Origin of the sequence: Magnetospirillum aberrantis SpK (genome assembly GCF_011022235.1) — a bacterium.
Taxonomy (GTDB): Bacteria; Pseudomonadota; Alphaproteobacteria; order Rhodospirillales; family Magnetospirillaceae; genus Magnetospirillum; species Magnetospirillum aberrantis.
Genome location: NZ_JAAIYP010000035.1, coordinates 43,863 through 70,388, shown reverse-complemented (window position 1 = coordinate 70,388; position 26,526 = coordinate 43,863). Strand labels below are relative to the sequence as shown.

Genomic DNA, 26,526 nt, shown 5'->3' with positions numbered 1-26,526 from the left:
TCGTCTGAACCCTTCTGGCTTTTCTCTTCCCACGCCCCACCATGGGGAATGGGCATAGCCGACCCTCCCGAGGGGAGTGCCGGCAAGGGATGAAGCGGCGGAATATACATGAAAAGTCCGCCGACGCAAGCGTTTCGCGGCTCTGTTCGGGATCAGCTGGCCGTTGGGATGCCGGCATAGCTCCAGACGTTGGTGTTCTGGCTCAGCAATTGCTCGTACATGGGCGGAAAATGCTGCACGCACAGTTCTCGGCCCCAGTCGGTGCCGGAAGCGGGCTGCAGGCCGACGAGCCTGGTCGTGGTCGCCGCCGACTGGGCGTAGGTGCATTGCGAGAGCGTCAGCGCGTCGTTGATTCCGGCGAAGGCCAGCTTCTCGGCATCGTTCATGGTGATGTTGTCCCACAGCGTCGGGATGCCGGCCATGTTCTGGAAAGCGTTGGGGACGATATCCAGCGTGTTCCACCACAGGAAGCTGCGCGTATCGAAGGTGGCGTCGTAAAGGGTGGCGAAGGCCTGGTTGCCCGGGGTCGGTGGCGCCCAGGGCTGCGAGACCAGGACGGGTGAGCCGGCCACAGTCTGTGCCAGGTACTGGGCCAGCACGATGGTCTGGCAGCCGCCTAACGAGTGGCCGGTGACCACCACTGGGACGCCAGAATTGTTGTTGATGAAGTGCTGAACCCATGTGGCGATGGTGGAGCCGTCGGAGGCTGGCATCGACAGAATTTTTTGCAGGCCCCGCGCGGTGCCCAAGGCGATGGCCGGGTGGTCATAAGGCTGATCGACCGCCGACGGCAGATCGGTGTCGGTGCTCAGCGCCGAAACCGTGGCGCCCCAGTCCAGTTGTTTGTCGCAACGCAAATCCTCGCAGATCTGCTTGAATACGCCGGGGTCGTCGGTGCCCACGTCGGTGCCGCGCAGCACGACGACGGCGAATTGCGGGATTCCGGCCGTGCTCTTGCAACTGACGGCGAAGGCCAGATTGGCGTCCAGTTCGGAGGCGGCGCCCCATTCATAGGTCAGTGTGCCCGACTGGTCGGCGTTGCCCGGAACCGTCACGGACGGCAGCGTGGGAATTGCCTGTGTCACGGCCTTCAGTGCGGCGGTGCCGAACACCGCTTTTTCGTCGCTGTAGGCGATGGCGGCGAGTTTGAGATAGGTGGCGGCCAAGTATGGACCCTGGGCGGCGACGGTCAGGGTCATGTCGGTGGTGGCGGTGGATTGAGTGGTCATGGGAACTCCCTCTCCAACGTGAATGTCTCGCAAAACGCGTTGTTATTGCGAATCATAACAATGTAAAAGAGTGGGTGGCTGGCGTAAATCAAAGATTGTGTGATTTCAAATTTTTCACATCATTAGGGGTGTATCGGGGTGCGGTGCTTCTCTGGACGCGGTCGCGCGGGGGCGGTGGAGACCATATTGTGCCGCTGTGCTGGCCAGAGCGTGCTGTGCCCTTATCCGCTTGACAGGGGGAGGGGAAGTCCCTTTTCCTTCCGCCAGTTTCCGTTAGCCGAAGGATATTCCCATGTCGCGCGCATTCGTCTTTCCGGGCCAGGGTTCTCAGGCGGTCGGCATGGGCCGCGAGTTGGCCGAGGCTTTCGCCGAGGCCCGTCACGTTTTCCAAGAGGTGGACGAGGCGCTTAAGCAGAACCTCAGCAAGCTGATGTTCGAAGGCCCCGACGACGAGCTGACGCTGACCGAGAACGCCCAGCCGGCGCTGATGGCGGTATCCATGGCGGTGGTCCGCATCCTCGAAGGTCAGGGCAAGCTGGACCTGTCCCAGGCGGCCACCTTCGTCGCCGGCCATTCCTTGGGCGAATATTCCGCCCTGGCCGCCGCCGGCACCTTCTCGCTGTCCGACACCGCGCGCTTGTTGAAGCTGCGCGGTCAGAGCATGCAAAAGGCGGTTCCGGTGGGTGTCGGCGCCATGGCCGCGTTGCTGGGCGCCGAATTCCAGCAGGCCAAGGAAATCGCCGCCGAGGCGGCAGGGGGCCAGGTGTGCGAGGCGGCCAACGACAACGGTGCCGGCCAGGTGGTGGTGTCGGGTCACAAGGAAGCGGTCGAGCGCGCCATCAAGATCGCCCAGGAAAAGGGCATCAAGCGCGCCGTGCTGTTGCCGGTGTCCGCCCCCTTCCATTGCGCCCTGATGCAGCCGGCCGCCGATGCCATGGCCGAGGCCCTGGCCAAGGTCGATATGAAGGCGCCCAAGGTGCCGGTGGTGGCCAACGTGGTGGCGTCCGCCGTGTCGGAGCCCGAGACCATCCGCGATCTGCTGGTGCGTCAGGTCACCGGCACCGTGCGCTGGCGCGAAGGCGTCCTTTATATGAAGGAGCAGGGCGTCACCCAGTTGGTCGAACTGGGCTCGGGCAAGGTGCTGTCGGGGCTGGCCAAGCGCATCGACAAGGAATTGTCCGGCGTCGCCGTGGGCACGCCGGCCGACATCGAAGCCTTCCTGGCTTCTCAGTAAGGGGGATCATCACATGTTCGATCTGACCGGCAAGACCGCTTTGGTCACCGGCGCCTCGGGCGGCATCGGCGGCGCCATCGCCAAGGCCCTGCATGGCGCCGGCGCTACCGTCGCCATCCACGGCACCCGTCGCGAGGCGTTGGACACCCTGGCCGCCGAATTGGGGAGCCGCGTCCACGTGCTGCCCGCCAACCTGTCCAAGCCGGAAGAGGTAGAGCAGTTGGCCAAGGACGCCGAGGCGGCCATGGGCTCGCTCGACATCCTGGTCAACAACGCCGGCATCACCAAGGACGGCCTGATCCTGCGCATGAAGGACGAAGACTGGGATGCGGTGATCAACGTCAACCTGACCGCCGCCTTCCGTCTGTGTCGCGCCGCCGTCAAGGGCATGATGAAGCGCCGGTCGGGCCGTATCGTCAACATCACCTCGATCGTCGGCGTCACCGGCAATCCCGGCCAGGCCAATTACTGCGCCTCCAAGGCCGGCATGATCGGCCTGACCAAGTCGTTGGCCCAGGAAGTCGCCAGCCGCAACATCACCGTCAACGCCGTGGCGCCGGGCTTCATCGCCACCGCCATGACCGACGAGTTGAACGACGACCAGAAGGCCCGCATCAACGCCTCGATCCCGGCGGGCCGCATGGGCACGTCCGAAGAAATTGCCGCGGCCGTGCTGTATCTGGCTTCGGCCGAGGCGGCCTATGTCACCGGCCAGACCCTGCACGTCAACGGCGGCATGGCCATGATCTGAGGAAACCTGCGGGGAGCAAGGCGGTTCGGCCGTCTTGCTCCCCACATGTTGCGGCCTAAACCCCAGGACTGGTGTTCCAGTGCTGGTCACGGGCAAAAAAGTATGTTAGGTACGGGCCACTTTCCGCCGGTTCGGGGGCTTTGCGCCACCGGTCGCGGGACCCTGGTTCACAAACTGGCACCATAAGACTTCCGAGGGAATTCACAATGAGCGACGTCGCCGAGCGGGTTAAGAAGATTGTTGTCGAGCACCTGGGCGTGGAAGAGGCCAAGGTGACCGAGAACGCCAGCTTCATCGACGACCTGGGCGCCGACAGCCTCGACACTGTCGAGCTGGTCATGGCTTTCGAGGAAGAATTCGGCTGCGAAATCCCCGATGACGCTGCCGAGAAGATCCTGACCGTCAAGGACGCGATCGACTTCATCTCGAAGGCCGCGTAAAGGTTGGCTTGGGGCGCCGCACCCGCAGGGGACGGCGCCCTTTTTCTAAGTACAGAAACGGGACCTTCGCATGAGACGTGTTGTCGTCACCGGCCTCGGCATCGTCAGCCCGCTGGGCTGCGGCGTCGAACACACCTGGAAGCGCCTCATCAATGGCGAATCGGGTATCCGCGCCATCGAGCATTTTGACGTTTCCGATCTGGCAGCCAAGGTTGCCGGCGTCATCCCGCGCGGCACCGGCGAGGGTGAACTGGATCTGGACAAGGTCGTCCCGGCGAAGGAACGTCGCCGCATGGACGACTTCATCGTTTACGGCCTCGCCGCCGCTCAGGAAGCCATCGCCGATTCCGGCTGGACTCCCGAGGACGACGAAGGACGCGAACGCACCGGCGTCATGATCGGTTCCGGCATCGGTGGCCTTCCGGCCATTGCCGAGGGCGCCCTGACGCTGAAGGACAACGGCCCGCGCCGTGTTTCGCCCTTCTTCATCCCGTCGGCCCTGATCAATCTGGTGTCGGGCCACGTTTCCATTCAATACGGCTTCAAGGGCCCGAACCACGCGGTGGTCACGGCCTGCGCCACCGGTGCCCACGCCATCGGCGATGCCGCCCGTCTGATCATGTTCGGCGACGCCGACGTCATGGTCGCCGGCGGTGCCGAAGCCGCGGTGTGCCGTCTGGGCATCGCCGGCTTCGCCTCCTGCAAGGCGTTGTCCACCGTCCGCAACGACGAGCCCCAGGCCGCGTCGCGGCCGTGGGACAAGGATCGTGACGGCTTCGTCATGGGCGAGGGCGCCGGCGTCCTGGTCCTTGAGGAACTGGAGCATGCCCGTGCCCGCGGCGCCAAGATTTATGGCGAAGTGATCGGCTATGGCATGTCCGGCGACGCCTATCACATCACCGCCCCGGCCGAGGACGGCAATGGCGCGTTCCGCGCCATGCAGGCGGCGCTCAAGCGCGCCGAGCTGCAACCGGGCGATATCGACTACATCAACGCCCACGGCACGGCCACCATGGGCGACGTCATCGAACTGGGCGCGGTCAAGCGTCTGTTCGGCAACGCCGTCAACACCGTGTCCATGAGCTCGACCAAGTCGGCCATCGGCCATCTGTTGGGGGCCGCCGGTGCGGTCGAGGCGATCTTCTCGCTGTTGGCCATTCGCGATCAGGTGGCGCCGCCCACCCTCAACCTGGACAACCCGGACGAGGGCTGCGACATCGACCTGGTGGCCAAGGTCGCCAAGAAGCGCGAGATCAACTACGCCATGTCGAATTCCTTCGGCTTTGGCGGGACCAACGCTTCGCTGATCTTCGGCAAGGCTCCGTAAGGTCCGCGTTGACAGGTATCGGAAGGGCCCCCGGCGTCGTCGCTTGGGGGCCTTTCTTCTTTTGTGGGATGCAACCATGCGCGTCTTGTTGAGGATGGTGTTCGTGCTGGCGGTGCTGGGTGTCGCCGTCGGAACCTGGGCCGGGCTTGAGGGGCATCGCCGTTTCACCGGGCCCGGCCCGTTGGCCGAGGACGTCAATCTGGTGGTCGCCAAGGGAGCCGGGCTGGAGACCATCGCCCGGCAACTGGCGGCGGCGGGGGTGGTTCCCGATCCCTACACCTTCATGATCGGCGCCCGCCTGCGCCAAGTGTCGCTGAGAGCCGGCGAATACGCCTTTCCCGCCCATGTCCGCCCGATCGACGCCATGACCATGATGGCCGAGGGACGAACCGTGGTGCATAAGCTGACCATCGCCGAGGGACTGACCGTCCGCCAAGTGTTGGCCGAGGTGGAGGGGGCGGAATATTTGGCCGGCACCGTCACCCGCAAGCCGGCCGAGGGCGGCCTGTTGCCCGAGACGTGGCACCTGACCCGCGGCGACGCCCGCGACGACGTGGTGGCGCGCATGGAAAAGTCCATGCGCCAGACCCTGGACCAGGCGTGGAACGGCCGGGTCGCCGGTCTGCCGCTCAAGACCAAGGAAGAGGCGCTGGTGCTGGCCTCGATCGTCGAACGCGAGACCGCGATCGCCTCGGAACGGCCGCTGGTGGCCGCCGTCTTCCTCAACCGTTTGCGATTGGGCATGCGGCTACAATCCGATCCCACGGTAATCTATGGCGTGTCCGGGCGTCTGGGCGTTCTGGACCGGCCGTTGACCCGTTCCGACCTCGACAACCCGCATCCTTGGAACACCTATGTTCACGACGGTTTGCCGCCCACTCCCATCGCCAATCCCGGCCGCGCCAGCATCGAGGCGGTGCTGAACCCGGCGCAAAGCGACGCCCTTTATTTTGTCGCCGACGGCTCGGGCGGGCATGTTTTCGCCCGCACCCTGGACGACCACAATCGCAACGTCGCCAAATGGCGCAAGGTGGAAAAGGCACGGCAGGGGCGCTGATTCCCCCCCCAGGCCAATGGACTGCCCGTCGGGTCGGCTCAGGCCGCCGAGCGGGCGGTGATGACGCGGGTCAAGGCCCTGGCCAACTGGTCGCGGCCGAACGGCTTGGTCAGGAAGGCGGCGACGCCGGCCGCCACCGAATGGCTGATGGTTTGCGGTGTCTGTTCGCCGCTCATCATGATGAACGGGGTCGATGCCAGGGCCGGGTCGGAGCGCATGGTTTGCAGAAGTTGCAGGCCGTTCATGGGCTGCATGTTCCAATCCGACAGCACGACGTCCACCCGTTGCCGGGTCAGGACGTCCAGGGCCTCGGCGCCGTTGGCGGCCTCGATCACTGTGAGGTGTTGGACCGGGCGCAACATGTCACGGATGAGGGAACGCATCAGCGTGCTGTCCTCGACCAGCAAGATGGTGAACGTTTCGGTCATGGCGCGGCCCCCAACGCAGGCGGAATGTGCCTTATTGTGATCCCATGTTTCACCCCGCGCCGTCAGCCATCCAGAGAGAGGGGGGGGCTGGGCATTGGAAAGGTCGCTCGGCGCACCGCTTATACCAAAGGCCAAAATCCAGTTTCGCCGGGCGTACGTCGAAACTGTAAGCCGGGCGCTAAGGGCGTAGGTTCAGCACGCGGGTCAGTTGCCGTTCCAGCCTGTCCGCCCCGAACGGCTTGACCAGATATCCCGAAACCCCGGCGGCGCGGGCGCGGGCGAAATGCTCGGTGCTGTGCTGGCCGGTGATCATGATGAACGGCAGGTGGCGGTGTTCCGGCTCCTCGCGCACCGCCATCAGCAATTGCAGGCCGGTCATGGGAATCATGTTCCAGTCGGACAGGATGGCGTCCACCGGTTGCTCACGAAGGATGTGGAGGGCGGATGAACCGTCTGATGCTTCGAAGACCTGTTCGATGCCCAGTTTGCGCAGCATCTGGCGAATGAGGAGACGCATGGCTGCGATGTCCTCTACCAAAAGAATGCGCGGGATCTGTATTTTTTCTCTCATAACGGTTGCATTTTATGGTGCTGACTGTGTGCGTAACTAAATTTATGATGAATCTTTGTTGTATTGAATATGGCTTAAGCATTCGGGTGTTCTTTGTATGAGGTCGGGTGTGCGCCCTATAGAGCCTGTTTTCATTTCATCGAATGTGGGGTGTCGGCCTTATATTTGTGCCGTGTTCTTGCGGAAACGTTGCCGGAAACGGTGTGATAGATGCGTCTTGATCCAAGAAGCGGGGGGAATTATGGTCGGGACCCTCATGTCCACCCGAGGGGTTCCCTTATGAGCGACGACCAGAACAACAGCCAGATCGGTGGGATCGCCGCCGAGGCGCTGCGCCAGTTCATCGAGCGCATCGAGCGCCTTGAGGAAGAGAAGAAGGCGCTGGCTGCGGACATCAAGGATGTCTATTCCCAGGCCAAGTCCCAGGGCTTCGACACCAAGATCATGCGCAAGATCGTGTCCCTGCGCCGCATGGAAGAGCAGGAACGCGAGGAGACCGAGCAGTTGCTCGATCTTTACAAGGCCGCGCTGGGCATGGTGTAAGCGCCAGGATCGCCGCGCCGCGTGGGATCAAGGGGTCGCGACAGCGGCCCCTTCTTCGTTTTCGGTCGTCGGCGGAATGGCCGGAATACTGAAGCGGAAGGTGCAGCCTTGTCCTTCGCCGGCGGAATCCACCCAGATGCGGCCGCCATGGCGTTCCAGGATGCGGCGGCATACGGCAAGGCCGACGCCGGAGCCTTCATAGGCGTCGCGGGGGTTGAGACGCTGAAAAACCTGGAACAGGCGGCCGGTCGCCGCCGGGTCGATGCCGATGCCGTCATCGGCCACGGAAACCACCCATTGGCCATCGTCCTGGGCAGCGGTGATGGTGACGGTGGGTGACGTGTTCGGGCGGCGGTATTTGATGGCGTTGCCGACCAGATTCTGGAATACCCGCATCAACTGGCTGGCGTCGCCCTGTACGGTGGGAAGCGGCTGGTGTTCGACATGGGCGCCGCTTTCGGCGATGGCGGTGGACAGGTTGGCCAGGGCGTCGCTCAAGGCGTCGTTCAGATCAACAGAGCCAAGCGGGTTGCCGCGCCGATGCACACGGGAATATTCCAACAGGTCAGAGATCATCCGGCTCATGCGTTGGGCGCCGTCGACAGCGAAGCCGATGAATTCGTGGGCGTCGGAATCCAGTTGGTCCCGGTAACGCCGTTCAAGCAGCGCCAGATAGCTGGAAACCATGCGCAACGGTTCCTGAAGGTCGTGCGACACCGCATAGGAGAACTGTTCCAGATCGCGGTTCGAACGGGCGAAATCCTCTTCCAGCCGCTTGCGTTCGGTGATGTCCAACACGGCGGTCAGCACCAGCGCTTCCCCGCCAAGGGTGACGGTTGCCGCCGACAACAACGCGGTGAAGGCTTCGCCGTTTCCGCGCTTCAGGAGAGCTTCCTGGTTGCGGATCAGGCCCTGGGCGGTCAGCGTGTCGATCATGTGGGCGCGGTCGGCGGCGTGAACCCAGAAGTTCGGGGCCACCTTGTCCGCAGCCTGGTTCTGGGGGACGCCGAAGGTTTCCGAGGCGCGTTCGTTGATGTAGACCACGCCGTTGTCCGCGCGCCGGGTCAGCACCAGAGGAAACGGCGAAATGTCGACGATGCGGCGAAACCGTTCCTCGTTCTCGGCCAAGGCCGCCAACGAGGTGTTGAGTTCGGCGGTGCGTTCCTTGACCGCGCGTTCGAGCAACTCCACATGGGCGCGCTCGTTGGCCAGCAATTGGCTGGAGACCTTGCGCCGCCGCCGTTCCGAGCGCGACAGACGGAAAGCCAACGCGAAAATGATGCCGGCGAACAGGGATTGGATGCCGCCATGGACCCACAATTCCCGCTGCCAACGGTCAAGCACCTTGGCGCGTGCGATGCCGACGGCGGCGACGACGTCGTAGCCGGGGACCGGAGTGAAGGCGACGATGCGTTCGATGCCGTCAGAGAAGCTGACGGCACGGCGTTCGGTGCCGGCGGTTCCCGACGACGCGGTATAAGCACGGAAAAGACCGCTGTCGCGGATGCTGCGGCCGGTAAAGCGTTTGTCCACGGGAAAGCGGGAGAACAGGACGCCGTCCGGGGAAAAGGCCCCTGCCGCGTCGCCCGCCTTGGGCACGACCGAGGCCAGGGCGGCATCGATGAAGTCGGTCTTGACGGCAAGGCCGGCGCTGCCGTGGAAAATCCCTTGGGAATCGACCAAGGGACGGGTCAACAGAATGACCGGGGTCAGGGTGAAAAGCTCGGGCACCGGCGGCGACAAAAACAGCCGGCCTTCGCGCCAGGTTTCTTGCATGGCACGGATATGCGGCGTGTCGGCGATGTGCACCGGCACCATCCGCTTGGGGCCGTCGCGATAAATGATCTGGCGCAGCCAACCTTGCTCGTCCACCAGGCCGATGCTGTCCAGTTCAGGGAACACGTCCAGCTTGGTCCGCAAGGTGGTGGACAGGTCGGAGGGGAGGGTGGCGGGGTCCTTGACCTTTTCCGTCACCTCGGTCAGCAGCATGTCCATGCTGCGCAAGGAAACGGCGATGCGCTGGGCCGCCGCGTTCGACAGCGACAGGGCCAGTTGTTCGGCTGCGTGGAGATGAGCTTCACGGCTGGCATGGAGTTGCCATATGGATGCCGTGCTGCATGCCAGGGCCAGCAAGACCGCCGCCGCCCAAATCCTGAATTCCGCGCGCTGTACCACCATCATCCGTTCCGTTCGTGCCGACGGATCAGAGTGGCAGCAAGTATTTATGGCGGCAAGAGGGGGTTGCGGGTTTCCTTGCCGGGTCAGTCGCGGCGGCGTTCGATCTCGATACCGACCGAGGCCGCTTCGGCGTAGACGTCCAGCTTTTCCACCCTGACCCGGACCGAGGCGACGCGGGGATCGGCCATGCACAATTCGGCGACCTTTTCCGCCAGTGTTTCCACCAGGTTGATGTGGCCATGCGCCAGCATGCGCTTGATGCCCTCGATGACGTCCTCGTAGGAAACCACGTTGGCGATGTCGTCCGACAGCGGGCCGGCCTGTTCCAACACCCCCATGTCGACGTTGATGCGGACCCTTTGCGGGGCCAGCAATTCATGGGCGTGGATGCCGATCAGGCATTTCAGCACCAGATCGCGGACCAGGATGCGGTACAGCTTGGCGTCGGGATCGGTGGCGAACATGGCGGGTCCTCGATTGGAAAAGGTCAGTCCAGGGTGACGGCCGACGGCAACACGTCGTCGGTGGAAGGCAGTGCCGCCAGCAGATCGGCGACATTGCGTCCCAGCACCGGATGGGCGTGGTCCGCGGCGATGTCGGCCAGCGGCACCAGGGCGAAACGGCGTTCATGCAGGCGGGGATGGGGAATGGTCAGGTCGGAATCGTCCATCACCACGCCATCATAAAGCAGGATGTCGAGGTCGATCAGACGCGGCCCGTAACGCACCGACGCGACACGGCCCAACTCGTTCTCCAGCGCCTTGAGCTCGATCAGCAAGTCGCGCGGAGAGAGGGGGGTGGTGACGCGGACCGCCATGTTGAGGAAGGCTGGCTGGTCAAGCACGTAAAGCGGCGCGGTTTCATAGATCGCGGAAACCGCGTCGATCCGGGCCAAGTCGCTGAGCGCGGTCAGCGCCGTGCGCAGGTTGGCGGCACGGTCGCCCAGATTGGTCCCCAAACCAAGAAAAACGGTGGCCATCGCCCCTGTCCGAAACGTGGAAGGGCGCAACAATCCTCCGAAATGACCGTCAAGGCAAGGGGAGCTTGCCACAGGGGAAGTCTGCGCCGGAAACATGGCCCGGTGCCGGGGCCATGTCAGGCGGCGCCGGCCGGCACCCAGCCAGAGGACATGGCGATCCGCACCGCTTGGGCGCGGTTGGCGGCACCGATCTTGCGGTACACGTTGCGCAGGTGGACCTTGATGGTGATTTCCTGAAGATCCAGGCACAAGGCGATTTCCTTGTTGGTGCGTCCTTCCACCAACAGGGCCAGTATCTCGGCCTCGCGGCGCGACAGCTTGTCGAACGGCGCGGGCACGCCTGTCGGTCGAATCGTCATCGACGAAGGCATGCTCATTTGGCTGCCCGGTTCCTCGAAGAAGGTCGAGGAGGGAAGATACTTCTCGCCCGACAGCACCAGCCGCAGGGCGTTGACCATGGCGGTGCCGCTGACGGTCTTGGGAATGAAGCCGGCGGCACCGGCCTGGACGGCGGCTACCACGTGGTCGCGGCTGGAGAAGCCGGAAACGATCACCACCGGGACGTCGGGGCATTTGGCGCGCAGAAGCTCAAGCCCCTTGAGCCCGTCCATGCCGGGCATCATCAGGTCCAGCAGCACCAGACCAAGACCTTCGGCACCGGCGACGGCGGCCAGCGCTTCGTCCATGTTGGCGGCGTCAAGCACTTCAACGTCGGGGGCGAGTTCCTGAAGAAAGGGCTTCAATCCGTCCCGAACCAGCTTGTGGTCGTCGGCGACCAGGATTTTCATCGGTCTTCTCCCCTGCGTGGACCTTCGGTCTGCCGTGCGTGGAAAGTATAGCCAGACCGGGAGTGTGGTCCACCGAAAACCGTTCTGAATTGCCCCTAATCGGCTGGGGGCTTGAGGAAAGTGGCGATGATGTCCGCCAGCCGGCCAAGCGGCACCGGCTTCTTCAGGACGGCGCAGCGGTCGTCTTGCAGGTTCTCCGCCAGCCGTTCGGTGGCGCCCAGGTGGCCGGTGACGATGACGATGGGCATCAGCGGGTCGAAGTCCCGCAATTTTTCCACCAATTGCTCGCCGCCTCCGGCCGGCATGCGCAAATCGGTGATGACCACGTCCGCGGGGTCGGCCATGAAGCTTTCATAGGCTTGGTTGCCGCTGGTGCAGACGGTGACGCGGTATCCCAGTTCCTGAAGATAGCGGGCCAGGGTTTCCCCGGCCGTCAGTTCGTCCTCGACCACCATGATGTGGCCGTCGATTTCCGCTGTTGCCGTCAGGGAGCGGTCTTTCAGCTCTTCGGACACCAGGGTTCCTTCTTCGTCGATGGGCAAGGTGATGGCGAAACACGCGCCCGGTCCCTGGTCGAGCACCTCGAGGCGGCCGCCCATGGCGGCGATGATGCCGAAGCTGACCGACAGGCCCAGCCCGGTGCCGCGCCCGGCCTCCTTGGTGGTGAAGAACGGTTCGAAGACACGGGCCCGCACGGTCGGTGGGATGCCGGGGCCGGTGTCGGAGACGGTAACCACCAGATTGTGTCCCGACAGGCGGGCCGAGATGGTGATGCTGGCGCACCAGTTGCTGTCCGGGGTCTCGCGTTCGCGTTTTTCCTTGAGCGCGTGGTGGGCATTGGACAACAGGTTCATGACCACCTGTTCCAACTGCACCGGACGGCCCCGGACCAGCACCGGATGCGGGGGAAGGTCGGTGACCAGGGTGATCTCGTCGGGCCGTAATTGCCCCGCGAGCACGCCGAGCGCCGAGGACACCGCCGCCAGCGCGTCGAATACCAGGACCGGGCTGGTGTCGCGACGCGAGAAAATGCGGATGTCATCGATGATCTCGGCGGTGCGTTGGGCCTGGTCGGCGATCTGCTGGAACTGTTCGGCCTGCCATTCCGGCGTCGCCTTGCCGCGCTCGATGAACAGCAGGGCGCCTTCGGCGGTGAGGCGCATGATATTCAAAGGCTGCGACAATTCGTGCACCAATCCGGCCGCCATCTCGCCCAGGGTCGCCAGTTTGGCGGTCTGGACCAGTTGCTGGTGCACCTGTTTGCGGTCGGTGACGTCGCGGATCACCAGGATACGGGCGGGAAGGCCGTGGAAGGTGATGGTGGTGGCGGCGATCTCGGCCTCGAACTCGCTGCCGTCCAGCCGCTTCATGCGGTATTCGCTGACGCGACGCTGGGTCGGCGGCCGTTTGATCAGGCGCCCGACTTCCTCGCGGGCTTCCTCGTGCAGCAATTCCAGCAACGGCAGGCCGAGCAGCCGTTTTCCCGGCGCCGCGAACACCTTGGCCGCGGCATGGTTGGCGAACACGATGGTCCCTTGGCTATGGACCAGGATAGGGTCCGGGGTCAGTTCCACCAGCGAACGGTAGCGTTCCTCGGATTCCGCGAGATCGCGCACGGCCCGTTCGTGTTCGGCCTTCATCCGCAATGCGCCGATGCCGTAGGTGAGGTTGCGGGCCACGTCTTCCATCAGGCGGATGACGTCGGGGTCGAAGGCGTCGGGTTCGGCGGCGTAGATGGTCAGCGCGCCGAGGCGCTCGTTCTCCTGGCCCAGCGGCAGGGCCAAGGCCGAACGCAAGGCGTAGGCGCGGGCGTTGTCCCGCCATGGGGCGAAACGGGGGTCGGTCTCCATGTCGTGCACCACCTGGGCCATCCCGGTACGGATGGCGCTGCCGGTGGGGCCGTGGCCCAAATTGTGGTCGGCCCAGGACACCGAGATTTCGTCCAGATAGGCACGGCCGCGGCCGGCCACGGCGACTGGGGTGACGCTGAGCGGCGCGTCGTGGCGGGCATAGCCGACCCAGGCCAGACGGTAGCCGGCGACGTCGACGGCGACGCGGCAGATGTCCTCGAGCAGCGAGTTCTCGTCGGTCGCCCGCAACAAAGCCTCGGTCGAGCGGGTGAGGGTGATGACGGCACGGTCGATCAACCGCAATTGATCGGCGACGCTGTGGGCGATCATGTCCGTCCGCTCGTCCTTCTTGGCTGTGGTCCTGTTTTTCATGCTAGCGTCTGTGTTTCTTTGCCGATAGCGATTTTAGGGGTTAATACCGGCCTTATCCCCGCCATGATGCCGAGGTTGAATGGGCGGTGGCGACAACCGCGCGACAGGGAGGAAACGGATGCTGCGCAAGGGTCTGATGGCGGTGGTGGCCGTGGGATTGACCATGATGTTCGCGCCTTTGCCGGCACCGGCGGCCGAGCGTGCGATCGACCTGTTGGATGTTCCGGTGTCTTATGCCGCCGATTTCGTGGTGCGTGGAGACAAAGGCACCTATCGCGGGTCGGTGTGGCATGCGCCAGGGCGGGAACGGCGCGATTTCGGGACTTCGGGCGGGGGACAAAGCGTCCTTTTGCGCCGCGACACCAATTCGGCCTATCTGATGAAGCCGTCAGGACGATGGTACGTGGGCTTGGGCTTTCAGGCGGTGGGAGCCTTGGCCGGCGGGATCGACACCCTGACGGTGGACCGTCGCCGCCTGCGTGAAGAGAGCGTCGGGAGCATCCGCGCCACCCGCTACAAGGTGGCGGCCACTGGTCCCAAAGGTGCGCGTTTCGACGGTGACGCCTGGTTCACGCGCGAGGACATCCTGGTGCGGGCGTTGGGTGTGTTGACCGAAGGCAACGGCAAGGCCTCTGAGGTCGAGATGACCTTGTCCGACCTCAAGGTCGGTCCCGTCGAGGAACGGATGTTCGAGTTGCCGGCCGGATGGCTGGGCATGGACCTGCGTTCGGTGCCGGCGGAAAAAATCGCCCAGGCGGTCGAGGGGCTCAAGCCGCTGTTGGAGCGCGGTCGGCCTTAAGCCCGCCTACCAGGAACGGACGCGGCCGGTGTCGATGTGGACGAAGTTGGACGACGGATAGGTGCCGACGCCGCCGGCGCGCAACGACTTGGCGGCGCGGCCGACGATATTGCAGCTTTGGCCGGGGATGCGGATGTCCACCGCCTTTCCCGCCATGTGCAGGCTGTTGTGGGCGACGCCGTCGGTCTGGGACACCAGCAGCGCGTTGGACGCCGGCGAGCGATAGCCGGAGATGATATGGATGGCGCCCTTGCCGCTGAACTTCTTGTGCACGGCCAGCATCAGGTCCAGCAACCGGGGGTCCATCTGCGCCACGTCGCCCGAGCGGTGGTCGCGCAGGAAGCGGTTGATCTGAACCAGCGACTTGGTGAGATAGCGGCCCTGGGACCAATAGACGGTCTTGAGGGTCTCGCCGGTGTGGACGTTGTAAAGGTGCAGTCCGCGTTCGGGCAAGGCGCGCACGGCGGCCTCGACCGGCGACGTGGCCAAGGTCGTGGCGGTAGCGGCGGCGGCCCCAAGGCCGAAAGTCAGAAACGACCGGCGCGACAGCGTTTCGCGCGGTTTTGCGTCGTCACTACGATGCATGCGCTCCCCCTCTGGAGACCCAGACTCATACCACCGGGCAAGGGGCCGGAGTCAACCACCGGAATCGCGATTGTGTCATTTTGTTACGGTAAGAACCCGAGGGGTGGATAGGGTGAACACCCTATGCGCGTTTTGGGCGCCGCCGGTCGGTCACAAGGTGCCGCGCGGGTGGTCCTGGGCCATCTGGGCGGTACTGGGGCGTTCGCGCTTCAGCGCCGCCTCAAGCCGACCGTCATGACCGTACAGGTCGTCGCGGAACTGGATGGTTCCGTCTTCCTCGGCCCAGGCGGTCATGTACATGAGATAGACCGTAAGGGGGCGTTCCAGGCGCAAGGTCTTGGTGTCGCTGTCGGCGATCAAACCTTCGACCTTGCTGACGTAATCGGCCGGCACCAGGGCCTGGGCCAGGGCCACCGGGCGTTCGAGGCGCACGCAGCCATGCGACAGCGCCCGGAAGATGCGGCCGAAATATTGCCGTTTCGGGGTGTCGTGCAGGTAGATGTCGTCGTTGTTGGACAGGTTGAACTTGACCTGTCCCAATGCGTTGTCGGCACCCGGCGCCTGACGGATGCGCCAGGGGAACTTGGAATACTTGCCCCAGTCGATGCCCAGTCCCTGGGACTTGACCGGGTCTTCGGGGAACGCGTCCAGGATTTGCATGTTGTTGTTGACCAGGTAATTGGGTTCCTTGCGCAGCTTGGGCAGGATTTCCCTGGTCGCGATGGACGGCGGCACCGTCCAGGTGGGGTTCAGCACCACCGAGGTCATGGTGGTCTGCATGGTCGGGGTCTGGTGGCGGACGTCGCCCACCACCACGCGCATGGCCAGGGTGATCTCGCCGTTGCGCACCAGCTCCAGATGCGCCGCCGGCAGGTTGACGGCGATATGCGTGGGGTCGAGGCGGCGGGGCATCCAGCGCCAGCGTTCCATGTTGACCATGATCTGGCGCAGCCGGCTCTCGGCGCTGACGTTCAGCGCGGCCAACGTCGCCTTGCCGACGGTGCCGTCGGCCTCGATACCGTGGCGGTGCTGAAAGCTGCGGATGGCGGCAACCACGGTCTGGTCCAGTTGCGTGCCCTGGTCCTGATCGGCGGGCAACTCGCCGGTGACGATCAACCGCTTGCGGATGGCGGGAACGCGCTCGTCCTCCATGCCCAGGCGGATCGACGGCCCTTCGGGGATCACGCTCCAGCCGCCGGCCTGCACCAAGTCGCGATAGCGGGCCAAAGCCCGCTTGAGGCGGTGGTAGCCGGCATAGCTGGGTTGCAGGTTGCCGAGCGCGGTGCCCAAGTCCTTGCCGGCGGCCAGATCGCGCAAGGCGCGGGTGCCGTCGAAGACCGGCCGGCTTTCCGGTCCCATGCCGCCGACCGTGCGGGTGGGGGAGACGCGGCCGATAGCCAGATCGCGGGCGAAACGCCACAGCGCGTCCGAAACCAGGATGTCGTGCTCGATCTCGTCGCCCAGGCCGGCGGGGACGCCGTAAAAGTCGGGGTTCAGTCCCTCGGCGGGGGCGATGACCTGGATGTCGGCCAACAATCGTTCCGCCGTGGCGCGGGCGTCGCCGTTCCACGCCAATTTCCAGCCGCGTTCGCGATAGAACGCGCGCAGCGGCGTCAGGGTCGCCGTGTGGTTGCCGATGGTCGCCGTACCGGCGCTGTCTTCCAGGTGCTTTTGCACCTCGGCCGGTGTGGCGGCCCAACTGGGGGCGGACATCCCGCCACCGGCGATGGCCAGGGCCAGGGAAAACAGCAAAGGACGGGTGAACGACACAGCAAGAACCCTAACGCTGACGCACGGGGGCCAAGAAACCATCATGACCAGCCGCATATGCTCCTGCCCTGATTGGCCCCCTTATGGGTATCGGGTCCCGGCACGCCAGAGTCAACGGCAATCGACATTTTGCCGCGCCGCGCGTTGTGACGGGGGCGTGATGGGCGGCCGTCAGCCTTGGACCCAGGGCAGTCCCGATGCCTTCCAGCCATTGGCGGTTCCACGGTGGCGGTCGCCGTCAAGCGGCCCCTCGAACCCGTCGGAGACGTTGTAGGCGGCGGCGAAGCCCAGGCCGGTCAGCAATTCCGCCGCCGCCCGCGAGCGCACGCCCGAGCGGCACAGCAACAATACGACGTCGCCTTCGGTTACGCCCTGGCCGCGCAGTTGTTCGGCGAATGCCTCGTTACGGGCCATGGCGGGGAAAGTCTGCCACTGCACCAGGATCGGCTGTTTGTCGAGCAGCGCCAGGTCGGGCACGCCCACATAGACCCATTCTGCCTGGGTGCGGACGTCCACCAGTTTGGCGTTGGGGGTGGACCGCAGCTTTTCCCAGGCTTCAAGCGGAGTGATGTCGCCAGCGTAGGTGGTCATGGATGTTCCTTATGTACCGTCAATGTGTGTTCAATAAAAACATTCTACACAAAATGCGTTGACCGCGCAGCCTGTTTTGTGTGTATGTGTATTAAGAATTTAACGCACACAATAATATGTGTGAAATAGAGGAAGGTAGCCGTCATGCTTGATGCCAGCCCGGTGCAGCCAAGCCATTCCGAGCCGTTGGTGCGTTTGAGCGACCTGGACGAGTACCGCCAGGGGTTGGAAAAGCATCTGGATGGCCAGTGGGACGATGAACGCTGGACCGCCTATCGCGTCCGTTTCGGCGTGTACGGTCAGAAACAGCCGGGCGTGCAGATGGTGCGCATCAAGATTCCCGGCGGCATCCTGCCTATCGCCTGGGCTCGCACCATCGCCCAGGCCAACCGGCGTTTCGCCGTCGGCGACGCCCATTTCACCACCCGCCAGGACGTTCAGATCTATCACGTGCCGCTGGCGCGTTCGGCCGACCTGTTGGAGTTCCTTTACTCCAACGGCGTCACCACCCGCGAAGCGTGCGGCAACACCCTGCGCAACATGAACGCCTGTGCCCTGGCCGGCGCCTGCCCGCGCGAACTGGTGGACGCGGGCCGTGTCGCCGAACAGCTGGCGCGGGCCTGGATTCGCCATCCGCTGGTTCAGCATATGCCGCGCAAGGCCAAGTTCACCGTGTCGGGCTGTGCCACCGATTGCGGCGCCAGTTCCATCCATGACCTGGGTTTCATCGCGGTGGAACGGGACGGCCAACCCGGCTTCCGGGTTCTGGCCGGTGGCGGTCTGGGCGGCCAGCCGCGCGCCGCCGTCGAGGTCTTGCCCTTCGTGACCGAAGCCGAATTGCCGACGGTGGTCGAAGCCTTCGCCCGCCTGCACCAGAAATATTCCAACCGCCGCGACCGGTCGCTGGCCCGCATCAAGTTCGTGGTCAAGCGCTTCGGCGAAGAGAAGTTCGTCGCCCTGTTCCAGGAAGAGTTCGAGCGTGTCAAAGGACTGCCCCAGCGCCCGTGGGCGCCCTTGTCCTGGCGTCGGGCCAGCGAGGCGGCGGTGGCGCGTTCGCCGGTCGGCGTGGTCGACGCCCATGACGGCACCAAGGCGGTGGTGGTGTCGGTGCCGCTGGGCATCGTTTCCTCGGATCAGCTTGAGCGGCTGGCCGACATCGCCGATCAGGCCGGGGCGCGTGAGCTGCGCATCACCCGTGATCAGAACGTGGCGCTGTTGGGGGTGGCCGGCGACAAGGTGGCGTTGGTCGCCGCCGCCGTGCGCGCCATCGGTTTCGACGTGCCGGCTTCGGCCGAGGCGGTGCCCGACGTGGTGTCGTGCCCCGGCACCACCACCTGCCGCATCGGCATCACCAATTCCCAGAACTTCGCCCGCGAGGCGTTGGCCCAGGCCAATTCCGATCCGGCGGCCAAGGGTTTGTCGCTGCACGTCTCGGGCTGCCAGAACTCGTGCGGTCTGCACCATGTGGCCGATTTCGGCCTGCACGGCATGGCGAAAAAGATCGACGGCCGCTCGGCGCCCCATTACCAACTGCATTTCGGCGGTGACGCCCGGACCGGCGAAATCGCCCTTTCCGGCCCGATCGTTCCGGCCAAGCTGGCCGACCGGGCGCTTTCGCTGTTGCGCTCCGCCTACGCTTCCGCCCGCGCCGAGGGCGAAAGCGTGCGGGCCTGGGCCGAACGCCAGGGCAAGGCCGGTCTGGGCGCGGTGCTGGCGCCGTTGGATCCCGATCAGGCGGACGCGGTGTTCGTCGATTGGGGCGACGCCGCCGACTTCGCCGGTGCGCCGACCACCCGCGGCGAATGCGCGGCACCCTTCGCCATGGACGATTTGTTCGCCGACCTGGCCGACGACGCGTTGATCAGCCTGGATCGTTATCAGGCGGTGGGACAGGAGGACGCGGCCCGTGCCGCCGGCCGGGTGGGCGTGCTTTATGCCGCCCGTCGCGTCTTGCATGCCCAGGCCGTTCCCACCGATGACGACATCACGCTGGACGCCGCCTTGGCTTCGGTGCGCGGCACCTTCGGCGGCAATGCCGATTTGTTGGCCGCCTTCGCCGCCGCCGAGGCGTCCTGGGGCGGCATTCTGGCGACGTTCCGCGAGGCGCTGGCCGTCCTGATCGACACCGTCCGCGAGGTGGTCGAGGCTCCGCCAGTCGTGGCCGAGGCGGCGGCGGTGGGCGACCTGTCGGCCATTCTGGGGATGGGCGAATGATCCTCGACACCTTGGCGCGACTGGATGGCAAGGCGTTGATCGCCGCGACCGTCCACGCCTTTCCCGGCCGTGTCGCCGTGACCTCGTCGTTCGGGGCGGAATCGGCGGTGTTGCTGGATCTGGTGGCTCAGGTCGATCCGGCCTTGCCGGTGATCTTCCTCGACACCGGCGAGTTGTTCGACGAGACCCTGGATTATCGCTACGCCCTGGAACGGCGTCTGGGGCTGTCGCATGTGGTGGTGGTGCGCCCGACCGAAAGCGAGCGGACAGAGGCCGGGGATTTGTGGCGTACCGACCCCGACCGCTGCTGCCATCTGCGCAAGGTGCTGCCGCTGGCCCGCGCGGTCGCCGGTTACGACGTCCTGATCGATGGCCGCAAGCGGGCCCACGGCTTCGGCCGCGACGCCTTGCCCACCGTCCAGGTGTCGGGCGCCGTGATCAAGGTCAGCCCGCTCGCCACCTGGAGCGAGCAACAGGTCGAGGCCGCCTTCGCCGCCCGTTCCCTGCCGCGCCATCCGCTGGTGGGACAGGGTTACCGCTCTGTCGGCTGTTGGCCGTGCACGCGGCCGACCAAGCCCGGCGAACCCGCCCGCGCCGGCCGCTGGGCCGGCAGCGCCAAGACCGAATGCGGCATTCATACCGTCCCCTTGGGGACTGCCAAGGACCAGTGAGATGAACGACCTTGATGTTCTGGAAAGCGAGTCGATCTACATCTTCCGCGAGGCATTCAACCGTCTCGACAAGATCGCCATGCTGTGGTCGATCGGCAAGGATTCCAACGTGATGCTGTGGCTGGCGCGCAAGGCCTTCTTCGGCCATGTGCCGTTTCCGGTGCTGCACGTCGATACCAATTACAAGATCCCCGAGATGATCGAGTTCCGCGACCGGGTCGCCAAGGAATGGAGCCTGCCGCTGATCGTCGGCCAGAACACGGAAGCGCTGGCCGCCGGCATGAGCCCGGCCCAGGGCCGCGTCAACTGCTGCTCGGCGCTGAAGACCGAGGGGCTGAAGGCGTTGTTGGCCGAACACGGCTTTACCGGCGTCATCGCCGGCATCCGCCGCGACGAGGAGGGGACGCGGGCCAAGGAGCGCGTGTTCAGCCCGCGCAACGAAACCAACGAATGGGATTTCAAGGACCAGCCGCCCGAGTTCTGGGGCCAGTTCAAGACCGATTTCGCGCCGGGCACCCATCTGCGCATCCATCCGTTGCTGGCGTGGACCGAATTGGACGTGTGGCGCTACATCGCCCGCGAGGGCATTCCGGTGGTGGACCTTTATTTCGCCAAGAACGGGCGGCGTTACCGTTCGCTGGGCTGCGCCCCGTGCACCGGCTCCATCTCCTCCACCGCCTCGACGGTCGAGGAGATCATCGAGGAACTGGAGACCACCAAGACGTCCGAGCGCGCCGGCCGCGCCCAGGACAAGGAATCCGAGGATGCCTTCGAGCGGCTGCGCGCCGCCGGCTACATGTAAGGGGAAGGGGGCATGAGCGTGATCCAGAAAACCGATACCGCGCCGTTGCGCATCGTCGTCGTCGGCCATGTCGATCATGGCAAGTCCACCCTGGTCGGCCGCCTTCTGCATGAAACCGGCGCGCTTCCCGACGGCAAGGTCGAATACCTGAAAGAGGTGTGCGACAAGCGCGGCATGCCGTTCGAATGGGCCTTCGTCATGGATGCCCTTCAGGCCGAGCGCGACCAGGGCATCACCATCGACACCTCGCAATTGCGCTTCCATTCCGGCAAGCGTCCGGTGCTGATCATCGACGCCCCCGGCCACAAGGAATTCCTGAAGAACATGATCACCGGCGCCGCCTCGGCCGAGGCCGCGCTGCTGATCGTCGATGCCGCCGAGGGTGTGCAGGAGCAGACCCGCCGCCACGGTTATCTGCTGCACCTGCTGGGCCTGACCCAGATCGCCGTCGCCGTCAACAAGATGGATCTGGTGGCGTGGAGCGAGTCCCGCTTCCACGAGGTCGAGGCCGAGATCCGCGCCTATCTGGGTGAGATCGGCGTTACCCCCACCCAGATCATCCCGGTATCGGCGCGCGGCGGCGACAATGTGCGCGACCGCTCCGCCGCCGCCCAATGGTATCAGGGACCGACCATCGTCGACGCCCTCGACGGTTTCCAGAGCGCCGCTTCGGCCACCGATCTGGATCTGCGCCTGCCGGTTCAGGACGTCTACAAGTTCGACACCCGCCGCATCATCGCCGGACGCATCGAATCGGGGCGTCTCAAGGTCGGCGACCGGCTGGTGTTTTCACCCAGCGGCAAGGCAGCGCGTGTCGCCAGTGTCGAGGGCTGGGCCGGCGACCATGTCAGCACGCTGGCCGCCGGTGCCGGCCAGGCGGTGGGGGTGACGCTGGATGAACCGATCTTCGTCGAACGCGGCCAGATCGCCCATCTTGGCGACGCGGCGCCGATCATTGCCTATGCCCTTCGTGCCCGCGTGTTCTGGCTGGGGCGTGAGGCGCTGACAGTGGGGGCGCGGCTCAAGCTCAAGCTGGCTACCGCCGAATATCCGGTGGAAGTGTCGGCCATCGAGCGGGTGGTGGACGTCGAGGACCTCAAGAACCACGCCGGCACCGAGGTCGGCCGCAACGCGGTGGCCGAGATCGTGCTGCGTTCGCGCGCTCCCATGGCCATCGATCCCTTCGCCGACAATGCCCGCCTGGGGCGTTTCGTGCTGGTTCAGGGTTACGACATCGTCGGCGGCGGCATCGTCGCCGACGCGGTGGGCGAAAGCGCCAACCTGACCGAGGTCGAGCACAAGGTGACGCTTGAGGCGCGGGCGCGGGCCAACGGCCACCAGGGCGGCGTGCTGTGGCTGACCGGCCTGTCGGGTGCGGGAAAGTCCACCATAGCCATGGAACTGGAACGCCGCCTGTTCCTGCGCGGCTGGCAGGTCACGGTGCTGGACGGCGACAACGTGCGCACCGGGCTCAACGCCGATCTGGGTTTCGCCGAGGCCGACCGGGCCGAGAACATCCGTCGTGTCGGCGAGGTGGCGCATCTGTTCGCCAAGGCCGGCATGCTGGTGATCGCGTCCTTCATCAGCCCCTATGCCGCCGACCGCGAGCGGGTACGGGCCATCGATCCCGACGCTTTCCACGAAATCCACATCGCCACCGATCTGGCGGAATGCGAACGCCGCGATCCCAAGGGGCTGTACAAGAAGGCGCGGGCCGGGGCCATTCCCGACTTCACCGGCATCTCGGCGCCCTATGAGGAACCGGCCGAGCCGGATTTGCGCCTGCGCACCGCCGGCCGCACGGTGGACGAGGCGGTCGCCGAACTTCAGGCCTATGTGGAACGGGAACTCGGCCTGTCTTCGCGTGAGCGGGCGGCCGGCTGACACGTTTTGCCGGCTGACACGTTTTGTCTGTGTCTGAACCGCGACGGGCGCCCCTGGAGGGTGCCCGTTCAGCCGACATGGTAGGACCATGCGTTATCGGAAGATAATCCATGCGCTGCAATCTTTGGTGATCTTCTGGAATTAGGGATTTTCCCTTCTTCGAGAGTCTTTCTAAATTTATGGGTGTCACTTTATTAACATCAACATCTGAAAGTTGATTTGGCCTTTTTTCTTGTGTGGTGGCTTCTCCTGAAAAGTATTAGAACATATGGCATATGATAAATGCCTATAAAGCCGGCGTGCAAGATGCCGGGGATGGAGACCGTCATGCGCTTTGATCCGCTCGCATCGCTGTCGATTGGTCGGAAACTCTTGGTCAGTTTCACCGCCCTTTTGATCTTCGTCGTTGTTCTTGGTGGAATCGCATGGCGTGAGTTGTCCGTGATCGGCGGCCTGTCCGACGAGATCGCCGAACATCGGCTGCCCTCGACGCGGGTGGTCGGTAAGATGGATTCGTTGGTGGCTCGACGTCTGTCGCTGGAATTCGGCCATATCCTGTCGTCCGATTCCGCCGGACGCGACTTTTTCGAAAAGCTGATTGCCACCGACGACCAGCGCATGGTCGAACTGCAACAGGAATACCTGACGTATTCCCCGAGCAGCGACGAGCGTTCCCTGTTCGATGAGTTCGTCGCGGCCCGCACCGCCTATTTGCGCGAGGTGGACAAGGCGGTGGCGTTGTCGCGGCAGGATCGTGACGACGAAGCCTATGCTCTGATGATGGACGACGTCCGCAAGTTCTATCGGGCGACCACCACGGCGCTGACCAAACTGGTCGAGACCAACACCCAACGCACGCGAATCACCAGCGATCAGGCTGACGCCGAGTTCACTTCCGCCTTGCGCATCATGGCGGCCGTGGTGGCGGTGGTGGTGGCGGTGACCTTGTGGCTGGGGCTGTTGCTGCGGGGCGGCATCGCCGTGCCGATCATCGGCATGACCCAGGCCATGCGCCGGCTGGCCGACAAGGATTTGACGGTCGAGATTCCGGCGGTCGGCCGTCGGGACGAAGTGGGCGCCATGGCCGGTGCGGTGCAGGTGTTCAAGGACAGCCTGGCCGAGGGTGAGCGACTGGCCGCCGCCCAAGCGGCGGAACGTGCCGCCCGCGATCAACGCAGCGCCCGCATCGAAAGCTTGACCGCCGAGTTCGAAGGCGTTGTCACCCGCGTCTTGGGCAGTATCCACGGGGCCGTGGACCAGATGGAAAACACCGCCCAGGTCATGAACGCCAACGCTACCCAGACCGAATCCCAGGTCACCGCGGTGGCAGCCGCCACCGAACAGGCGTCGGCGAGTGTTCAGACGGTGGCCTCGGCCGCCGAGGAACTGGCTGCGTCGATTCAGGAAATCGGCCGTCAGGTCGCGCAATCGGCCACCGCCACCCAGGCGGCGGCGGACGAGGCTGAACGCACCAACGGCATCGTGTCCGATCTGGCGCAGAGTTCGGGCCGGATCGGCGAAGTGGTCGGGCTGATCAACGACATCGCGTCCCAGACCAACCTGTTGGCGCTGAACGCCACCATCGAGGCGGCCCGTGCCGGAGAGGCCGGCAAGGGCTTCGCCGTCGTCGCCAACGAGGTCAAGAGCCTGGCCAACCAGACCGCGCGCGCGACCGAGGAGATTTCGCAGCAGATTTCCTCGGTACAGACCCAGACCCAGAGCGCGGTCACGGCCATTTCCGCCATCGTCACCCGTATTCGCGAGGTAAACCAGATCGCCGCCGGCATCGCCAGTGCCGTCGAGGAACAGACCGCCGCCACCGGCGAGATCGCCCGCAACGTCCAGCAGGCCTCGGCCGGGACGCAGCAGGTGGCGCAAAATATCGGTGCCGTCACCCAGGCGGCGGCGGAAACCGGTGCGGTTGCCGGTCAAGTGCTGTCGGCCGCCCAGGCATTGGGGTCGGAATCCGATGGGTTGTCGCAGGCGGTGGACACTTTCTTGTCGGGCGTGCGTAGCGCCTGACCTTTAACCGGCGGCTCCGCGTTGCTACCTTGGAGGCAACGCGGAGGAAGCCAGATGAGCCAATACGATTTCGACCTGATCACCCTGGGCGCCGGTTCGGGGGGCGTGCGCGCCTCGCGTCTTACGGCGCAATTGGGCCGGCGTGTGGCGGTGGTCGAAGAAAGCCGGGTCGGCGGCACCTGTGTCATGCGCGGCTGCGTGCCCAAGAAGCTGTTGGTTCAGGCCGCCCATTTCGCCGAGGATTTCGCTGACGCCGAGGGGTTCGGCTGGAACGTCGAGGGCGTGTCCTTCGACTGGCCCCGTCTGATCGTCGCCAAGAATACCGAGCTCAACCGCCTGGAAGGCGTCTACCAGCGCATCTTGCGCGACAACGGCGTCACGCTGTTGTCGGGGCGCGGGGTGGTGGTCGATCCCCACACCGTCGAGGTGGAGGGCAAGCGCTTCACCTGTGAACGCATCCTGGTGGCGACCGGCGGTCGGCCGTCCTTGCCCGACATTCCCGGAATCCAATATGCCATCACCTCGAACGAGGCGTTGGACCTGATGCAGTTGCCGACGCGCATGGCCATCGTCGGCGGCGGTTACATCGCGGTCGAGTTCGCCGGCATCTTCAACGCGCTGGGCGTCAAGGTGACGCAGGTGCTGCGCGGCGACACCGTGCTGCGCGGCTTTGACGAAGACATCCGCGCCGCCTTGGCGGAAGAGATGTCCAAGCGCGGCATCGATCTGCGGTGCGAAACCGTGGTGGAATCCATCGAACGTGCTCCCGGTGGCGGCTATTGCCTGCGGCTTGGCGACGACGAGACGCTGGAGACCGATCTGGTGATGTATGCCACCGGGCGGCGCCCCAACACCGACGGGCTGGGACTCGAGGCCGCGGGGGTGGAACTGGACCGCAGCGGCGCCATCAAGGTGGACGAATATTCGGCGACAGCAATCGCCTCGATCTTCGCGGTCGGCGACGTCACCGACCGCATGAACCTGACCCCGGTCGCCATCGCCGAGGCCCGCGCCCTGGTCGACACCCTGTATCTGGAGCGGCCGACCCGGCCCGATTACGACAACGTGCCGACGGCGGTGTTCTCCAACCCGCCGGTGGGGACCGTCGGGTTGACCGAGGCCCAGGCCCGCCAGCGATGCGGCTGCGGGATCGACGTCTACCTGTCGCGGTTCAAGCCCATGCGCAACACCCTGTCTGGGCGTGACGAACGCACCATGATGAAGGTGATCGTCGAACGGGGCAGCGACCGGGTCCTGGGCTTGCATGTGGTCGGTCCCGACGCCCCCGAGATGGTCCAGGGCTTTGCCGTGGCGTTGAAATGCGGGGTGACCAAGGCTGTGCTGGATTCGACCATCGGCATTCATCCCACGGCGGCCGAGGAATTGGTGACCCTGCGTGAAAAGCGTCCCGATCCCAGCCCCGAATGCCAGGAGTAAAGGG

General features: G+C 64.9%; 24 protein-coding genes. 13 read left to right on the top strand and 11 right to left on the bottom strand.

Features of this window, described 5'->3' with window-relative positions:
• Positions 1-152: 152 nt before the first annotated feature.
• Positions 153-1,229: a lipase family protein gene (locus tag G4223_RS08525; RefSeq protein ID WP_163677829.1), complete on the bottom strand. Its 1,077-nt coding sequence runs from the start codon at positions 1,227-1,229 to the stop codon at positions 153-155.
• 292 nt (positions 1,230-1,521) lie between these two features.
• Here G4223_RS08525 and fabD point away from each other — a divergent pair, with 292 nt between their 5' ends.
• The 5 genes from fabD (at position 1,522) to mltG (ending at position 6,038) form a co-directional block, all read left to right on the top strand.
• Positions 1,522-2,463 carry an ACP S-malonyltransferase gene (gene fabD, locus G4223_RS08520; protein WP_163677827.1) on the top strand — a complete coding sequence of 314 codons (942 nt, stop codon included), beginning with the start codon at positions 1,522-1,524 and terminating at the stop codon, positions 2,461-2,463.
• Positions 2,464-2,476: 13 nt separating this feature from the next.
• Entirely contained in the window at positions 2,477-3,214 is a 738-nt protein-coding gene (gene fabG, locus G4223_RS08515) for a 3-oxoacyl-[acyl-carrier-protein] reductase (RefSeq protein ID WP_163677825.1), read from the top strand.
• Positions 3,215-3,420: 206 nt separating this feature from the next.
• Positions 3,421-3,654, top strand: coding sequence for an acyl carrier protein (locus tag G4223_RS08510; protein ID WP_024079722.1), 234 nt, complete (start codon positions 3,421-3,423; stop codon positions 3,652-3,654).
• 70 nt (positions 3,655-3,724) lie between these two features.
• The gene (fabF, locus tag G4223_RS08505) at positions 3,725-4,981 is read left to right on the top strand and encodes a beta-ketoacyl-ACP synthase II (RefSeq protein ID WP_163677823.1); all 1,257 of its coding nucleotides are present in this window, start codon (positions 3,725-3,727) and stop codon (positions 4,979-4,981) included.
• Positions 4,982-5,057: 76 nt separating this feature from the next.
• Positions 5,058-6,038: an endolytic transglycosylase MltG gene (gene mltG / locus G4223_RS08500; RefSeq protein ID WP_163677821.1), complete on the top strand. Its 981-nt coding sequence runs from the start codon at positions 5,058-5,060 to the stop codon at positions 6,036-6,038.
• A 38-nt stretch (positions 6,039-6,076) separates the two neighbouring features.
• Here the strand turns inward: mltG and G4223_RS08495 are convergent, their stop codons facing one another.
• Positions 6,077-6,466, bottom strand: a complete 390-nt coding sequence (locus G4223_RS08495; protein ID WP_163677819.1) for a response regulator — start codon at positions 6,464-6,466, stop codon at positions 6,077-6,079.
• A 178-nt stretch (positions 6,467-6,644) separates the two neighbouring features.
• Positions 6,645-7,037 (bottom strand): response regulator, encoded by a 393-nt coding sequence (locus tag G4223_RS08490; protein WP_163677817.1) that lies wholly within the window; start codon positions 7,035-7,037, stop codon positions 6,645-6,647.
• Positions 7,038-7,316: 279 nt separating this feature from the next.
• On the opposite strand from G4223_RS08490, the gene G4223_RS08485 reads away from it, so the two are divergent.
• Complete coding sequence (locus tag G4223_RS08485; protein ID WP_163677814.1) at positions 7,317-7,580, top strand: DUF2312 domain-containing protein; 264 nt, start codon at positions 7,317-7,319, stop codon at positions 7,578-7,580.
• Positions 7,581-7,607: 27 nt separating this feature from the next.
• On the opposite strand, the gene G4223_RS08480 is transcribed toward G4223_RS08485, so the two are convergent.
• From G4223_RS08480 to G4223_RS08460, 5 genes are all read right to left on the bottom strand, one after another.
• Positions 7,608-9,761 carry a sensor histidine kinase gene (locus G4223_RS08480; protein ID WP_163677811.1) on the bottom strand — a complete coding sequence of 718 codons (2,154 nt, stop codon included), beginning with the start codon at positions 9,759-9,761 and terminating at the stop codon, positions 7,608-7,610.
• 80 nt (positions 9,762-9,841) lie between these two features.
• Positions 9,842-10,222: a dihydroneopterin aldolase gene (locus tag G4223_RS08475; RefSeq protein WP_163677810.1), complete on the bottom strand. Its 381-nt coding sequence runs from the start codon at positions 10,220-10,222 to the stop codon at positions 9,842-9,844.
• A 23-nt stretch (positions 10,223-10,245) separates the two neighbouring features.
• A complete protein-coding gene (gene folK, locus G4223_RS08470) occupies positions 10,246-10,737 on the bottom strand; it encodes a 2-amino-4-hydroxy-6-hydroxymethyldihydropteridine diphosphokinase (RefSeq protein ID WP_163677807.1) in 492 nt (163 codons plus the stop codon).
• Between the two features lie 116 nt (positions 10,738-10,853).
• On the bottom strand, positions 10,854-11,525 hold the full coding sequence (locus G4223_RS08465) for a response regulator transcription factor (RefSeq protein WP_163677804.1): 672 nt from the start codon (positions 11,523-11,525) through the stop codon (positions 10,854-10,856).
• Positions 11,526-11,620: 95 nt separating this feature from the next.
• Positions 11,621-13,747 carry an ATP-binding protein gene (locus G4223_RS08460; protein ID WP_163677801.1) on the bottom strand — a complete coding sequence of 709 codons (2,127 nt, stop codon included), beginning with the start codon at positions 13,745-13,747 and terminating at the stop codon, positions 11,621-11,623.
• A 118-nt stretch (positions 13,748-13,865) separates the two neighbouring features.
• Between G4223_RS08460 and G4223_RS08455 the strand changes: the two genes are divergently transcribed.
• Entirely contained in the window at positions 13,866-14,546 is a 681-nt protein-coding gene (locus G4223_RS08455; RefSeq protein WP_241004032.1) for a hypothetical protein, read from the top strand.
• Between the two features lie 6 nt (positions 14,547-14,552).
• On the opposite strand, the gene mepK is transcribed toward G4223_RS08455, so the two are convergent.
• The 3 genes from mepK to G4223_RS08440 all read right to left on the bottom strand — a co-directional run bounded on the left by mepK (position 14,553) and on the right by G4223_RS08440 (position 17,492).
• Complete coding sequence (gene mepK / locus G4223_RS08450) at positions 14,553-15,131, bottom strand: peptidoglycan L,D-endopeptidase MepK (protein WP_163677799.1); 579 nt, start codon at positions 15,129-15,131, stop codon at positions 14,553-14,555.
• A 150-nt stretch (positions 15,132-15,281) separates the two neighbouring features.
• On the bottom strand, positions 15,282-16,901 hold the full coding sequence (locus tag G4223_RS08445; protein WP_163677797.1) for a L,D-transpeptidase family protein: 1,620 nt from the start codon (positions 16,899-16,901) through the stop codon (positions 15,282-15,284).
• 171 nt (positions 16,902-17,072) lie between these two features.
• Complete coding sequence (locus G4223_RS08440) at positions 17,073-17,492, bottom strand: rhodanese-like domain-containing protein (protein WP_163677795.1); 420 nt, start codon at positions 17,490-17,492, stop codon at positions 17,073-17,075.
• Between the two features lie 144 nt (positions 17,493-17,636).
• Between G4223_RS08440 and G4223_RS08435 the strand changes: the two genes are divergently transcribed.
• From G4223_RS08435 to gor, 6 genes are all read left to right on the top strand, one after another.
• The gene (locus tag G4223_RS08435; protein ID WP_163677793.1) at positions 17,637-19,706 is read left to right on the top strand and encodes a nitrite/sulfite reductase; all 2,070 of its coding nucleotides are present in this window, start codon (positions 17,637-17,639) and stop codon (positions 19,704-19,706) included.
• Positions 19,703-20,377, top strand: a complete 675-nt coding sequence (locus G4223_RS08430; RefSeq protein ID WP_163677790.1) for a phosphoadenylyl-sulfate reductase — start codon at positions 19,703-19,705, stop codon at positions 20,375-20,377. Before G4223_RS08435 ends, G4223_RS08430 begins: the two co-directional genes overlap by 4 nt.
• 1 nt (position 20,378) lies before the next feature.
• Positions 20,379-21,179 carry a sulfate adenylyltransferase subunit CysD gene (gene cysD / locus G4223_RS08425; protein ID WP_163677789.1) on the top strand — a complete coding sequence of 267 codons (801 nt, stop codon included), beginning with the start codon at positions 20,379-20,381 and terminating at the stop codon, positions 21,177-21,179.
• Between the two features lie 12 nt (positions 21,180-21,191).
• Positions 21,192-23,063 (top strand): adenylyl-sulfate kinase, encoded by a 1,872-nt coding sequence (gene cysC / locus G4223_RS08420; RefSeq protein WP_163677787.1) that lies wholly within the window; start codon positions 21,192-21,194, stop codon positions 23,061-23,063.
• A 327-nt stretch (positions 23,064-23,390) separates the two neighbouring features.
• Complete coding sequence (locus G4223_RS08415) at positions 23,391-25,085, top strand: methyl-accepting chemotaxis protein (RefSeq protein ID WP_163677784.1); 1,695 nt, start codon at positions 23,391-23,393, stop codon at positions 25,083-25,085.
• Positions 25,086-25,139: 54 nt separating this feature from the next.
• Positions 25,140-26,522, top strand: a complete 1,383-nt coding sequence (gor, locus tag G4223_RS08410; protein WP_163677781.1) for a glutathione-disulfide reductase — start codon at positions 25,140-25,142, stop codon at positions 26,520-26,522.
• Positions 26,523-26,526 lie beyond the last annotated feature (4 nt).

Excerpts from the sequence above, each read along its gene's own strand:
- G4223_RS08455 (WP_241004032.1), top strand. The coding sequence starts at position 13,866 with ATGCTGCGCAAGGGTCTGATGGCGGTGGTGGCCGTGGGATTGACCATG.
- fabD (WP_163677827.1), top strand. The coding sequence starts at position 1,522 with ATGTCGCGCGCATTCGTCTTTCCGGGCCAGGGTTCTCAGGCGGTCGGC.
- G4223_RS08495 (WP_163677819.1), bottom strand. The coding sequence starts at position 6,466 with ATGACCGAAACGTTCACCATCTTGCTGGTCGAGGACAGCACGCTGATG.
- G4223_RS08430 (WP_163677790.1), top strand. The coding sequence starts at position 19,703 with ATGATCCTCGACACCTTGGCGCGACTGGATGGCAAGGCGTTGATCGCC.
- gor (WP_163677781.1), top strand. The coding sequence starts at position 25,140 with ATGAGCCAATACGATTTCGACCTGATCACCCTGGGCGCCGGTTCGGGG.
- G4223_RS08480 (WP_163677811.1), bottom strand. The coding sequence starts at position 9,761 with ATGATGGTGGTACAGCGCGCGGAATTCAGGATTTGGGCGGCGGCGGTC.
- G4223_RS08510 (WP_024079722.1), top strand. The coding sequence starts at position 3,421 with ATGAGCGACGTCGCCGAGCGGGTTAAGAAGATTGTTGTCGAGCACCTG.
- G4223_RS08435 (WP_163677793.1), top strand. The coding sequence starts at position 17,637 with ATGCTTGATGCCAGCCCGGTGCAGCCAAGCCATTCCGAGCCGTTGGTG.
- G4223_RS08440 (WP_163677795.1), bottom strand. The coding sequence starts at position 17,492 with ATGACCACCTACGCTGGCGACATCACTCCGCTTGAAGCCTGGGAAAAG.
- G4223_RS08460 (WP_163677801.1), bottom strand. The coding sequence starts at position 13,747 with ATGAAAAACAGGACCACAGCCAAGAAGGACGAGCGGACGGACATGATC.
- cysD (WP_163677789.1), top strand. The coding sequence starts at position 20,379 with ATGAACGACCTTGATGTTCTGGAAAGCGAGTCGATCTACATCTTCCGC.
- fabF (WP_163677823.1), top strand. The coding sequence starts at position 3,725 with ATGAGACGTGTTGTCGTCACCGGCCTCGGCATCGTCAGCCCGCTGGGC.
- cysC (WP_163677787.1), top strand. The coding sequence starts at position 21,192 with ATGAGCGTGATCCAGAAAACCGATACCGCGCCGTTGCGCATCGTCGTC.
- G4223_RS08490 (WP_163677817.1), bottom strand. The coding sequence starts at position 7,037 with ATGAGAGAAAAAATACAGATCCCGCGCATTCTTTTGGTAGAGGACATC.
- G4223_RS08415 (WP_163677784.1), top strand. The coding sequence starts at position 23,391 with ATGCGCTTTGATCCGCTCGCATCGCTGTCGATTGGTCGGAAACTCTTG.
- mltG (WP_163677821.1), top strand. The coding sequence starts at position 5,058 with ATGCGCGTCTTGTTGAGGATGGTGTTCGTGCTGGCGGTGCTGGGTGTC.
- G4223_RS08525 (WP_163677829.1), bottom strand. The coding sequence starts at position 1,229 with ATGACCACTCAATCCACCGCCACCACCGACATGACCCTGACCGTCGCC.
- fabG (WP_163677825.1), top strand. The coding sequence starts at position 2,477 with ATGTTCGATCTGACCGGCAAGACCGCTTTGGTCACCGGCGCCTCGGGC.
- G4223_RS08475 (WP_163677810.1), bottom strand. The coding sequence starts at position 10,222 with ATGTTCGCCACCGATCCCGACGCCAAGCTGTACCGCATCCTGGTCCGC.
- folK (WP_163677807.1), bottom strand. The coding sequence starts at position 10,737 with ATGGCCACCGTTTTTCTTGGTTTGGGGACCAATCTGGGCGACCGTGCC.
- mepK (WP_163677799.1), bottom strand. The coding sequence starts at position 15,131 with ATGCATCGTAGTGACGACGCAAAACCGCGCGAAACGCTGTCGCGCCGG.
- G4223_RS08465 (WP_163677804.1), bottom strand. The coding sequence starts at position 11,525 with ATGAAAATCCTGGTCGCCGACGACCACAAGCTGGTTCGGGACGGATTG.
- G4223_RS08485 (WP_163677814.1), top strand. The coding sequence starts at position 7,317 with ATGAGCGACGACCAGAACAACAGCCAGATCGGTGGGATCGCCGCCGAG.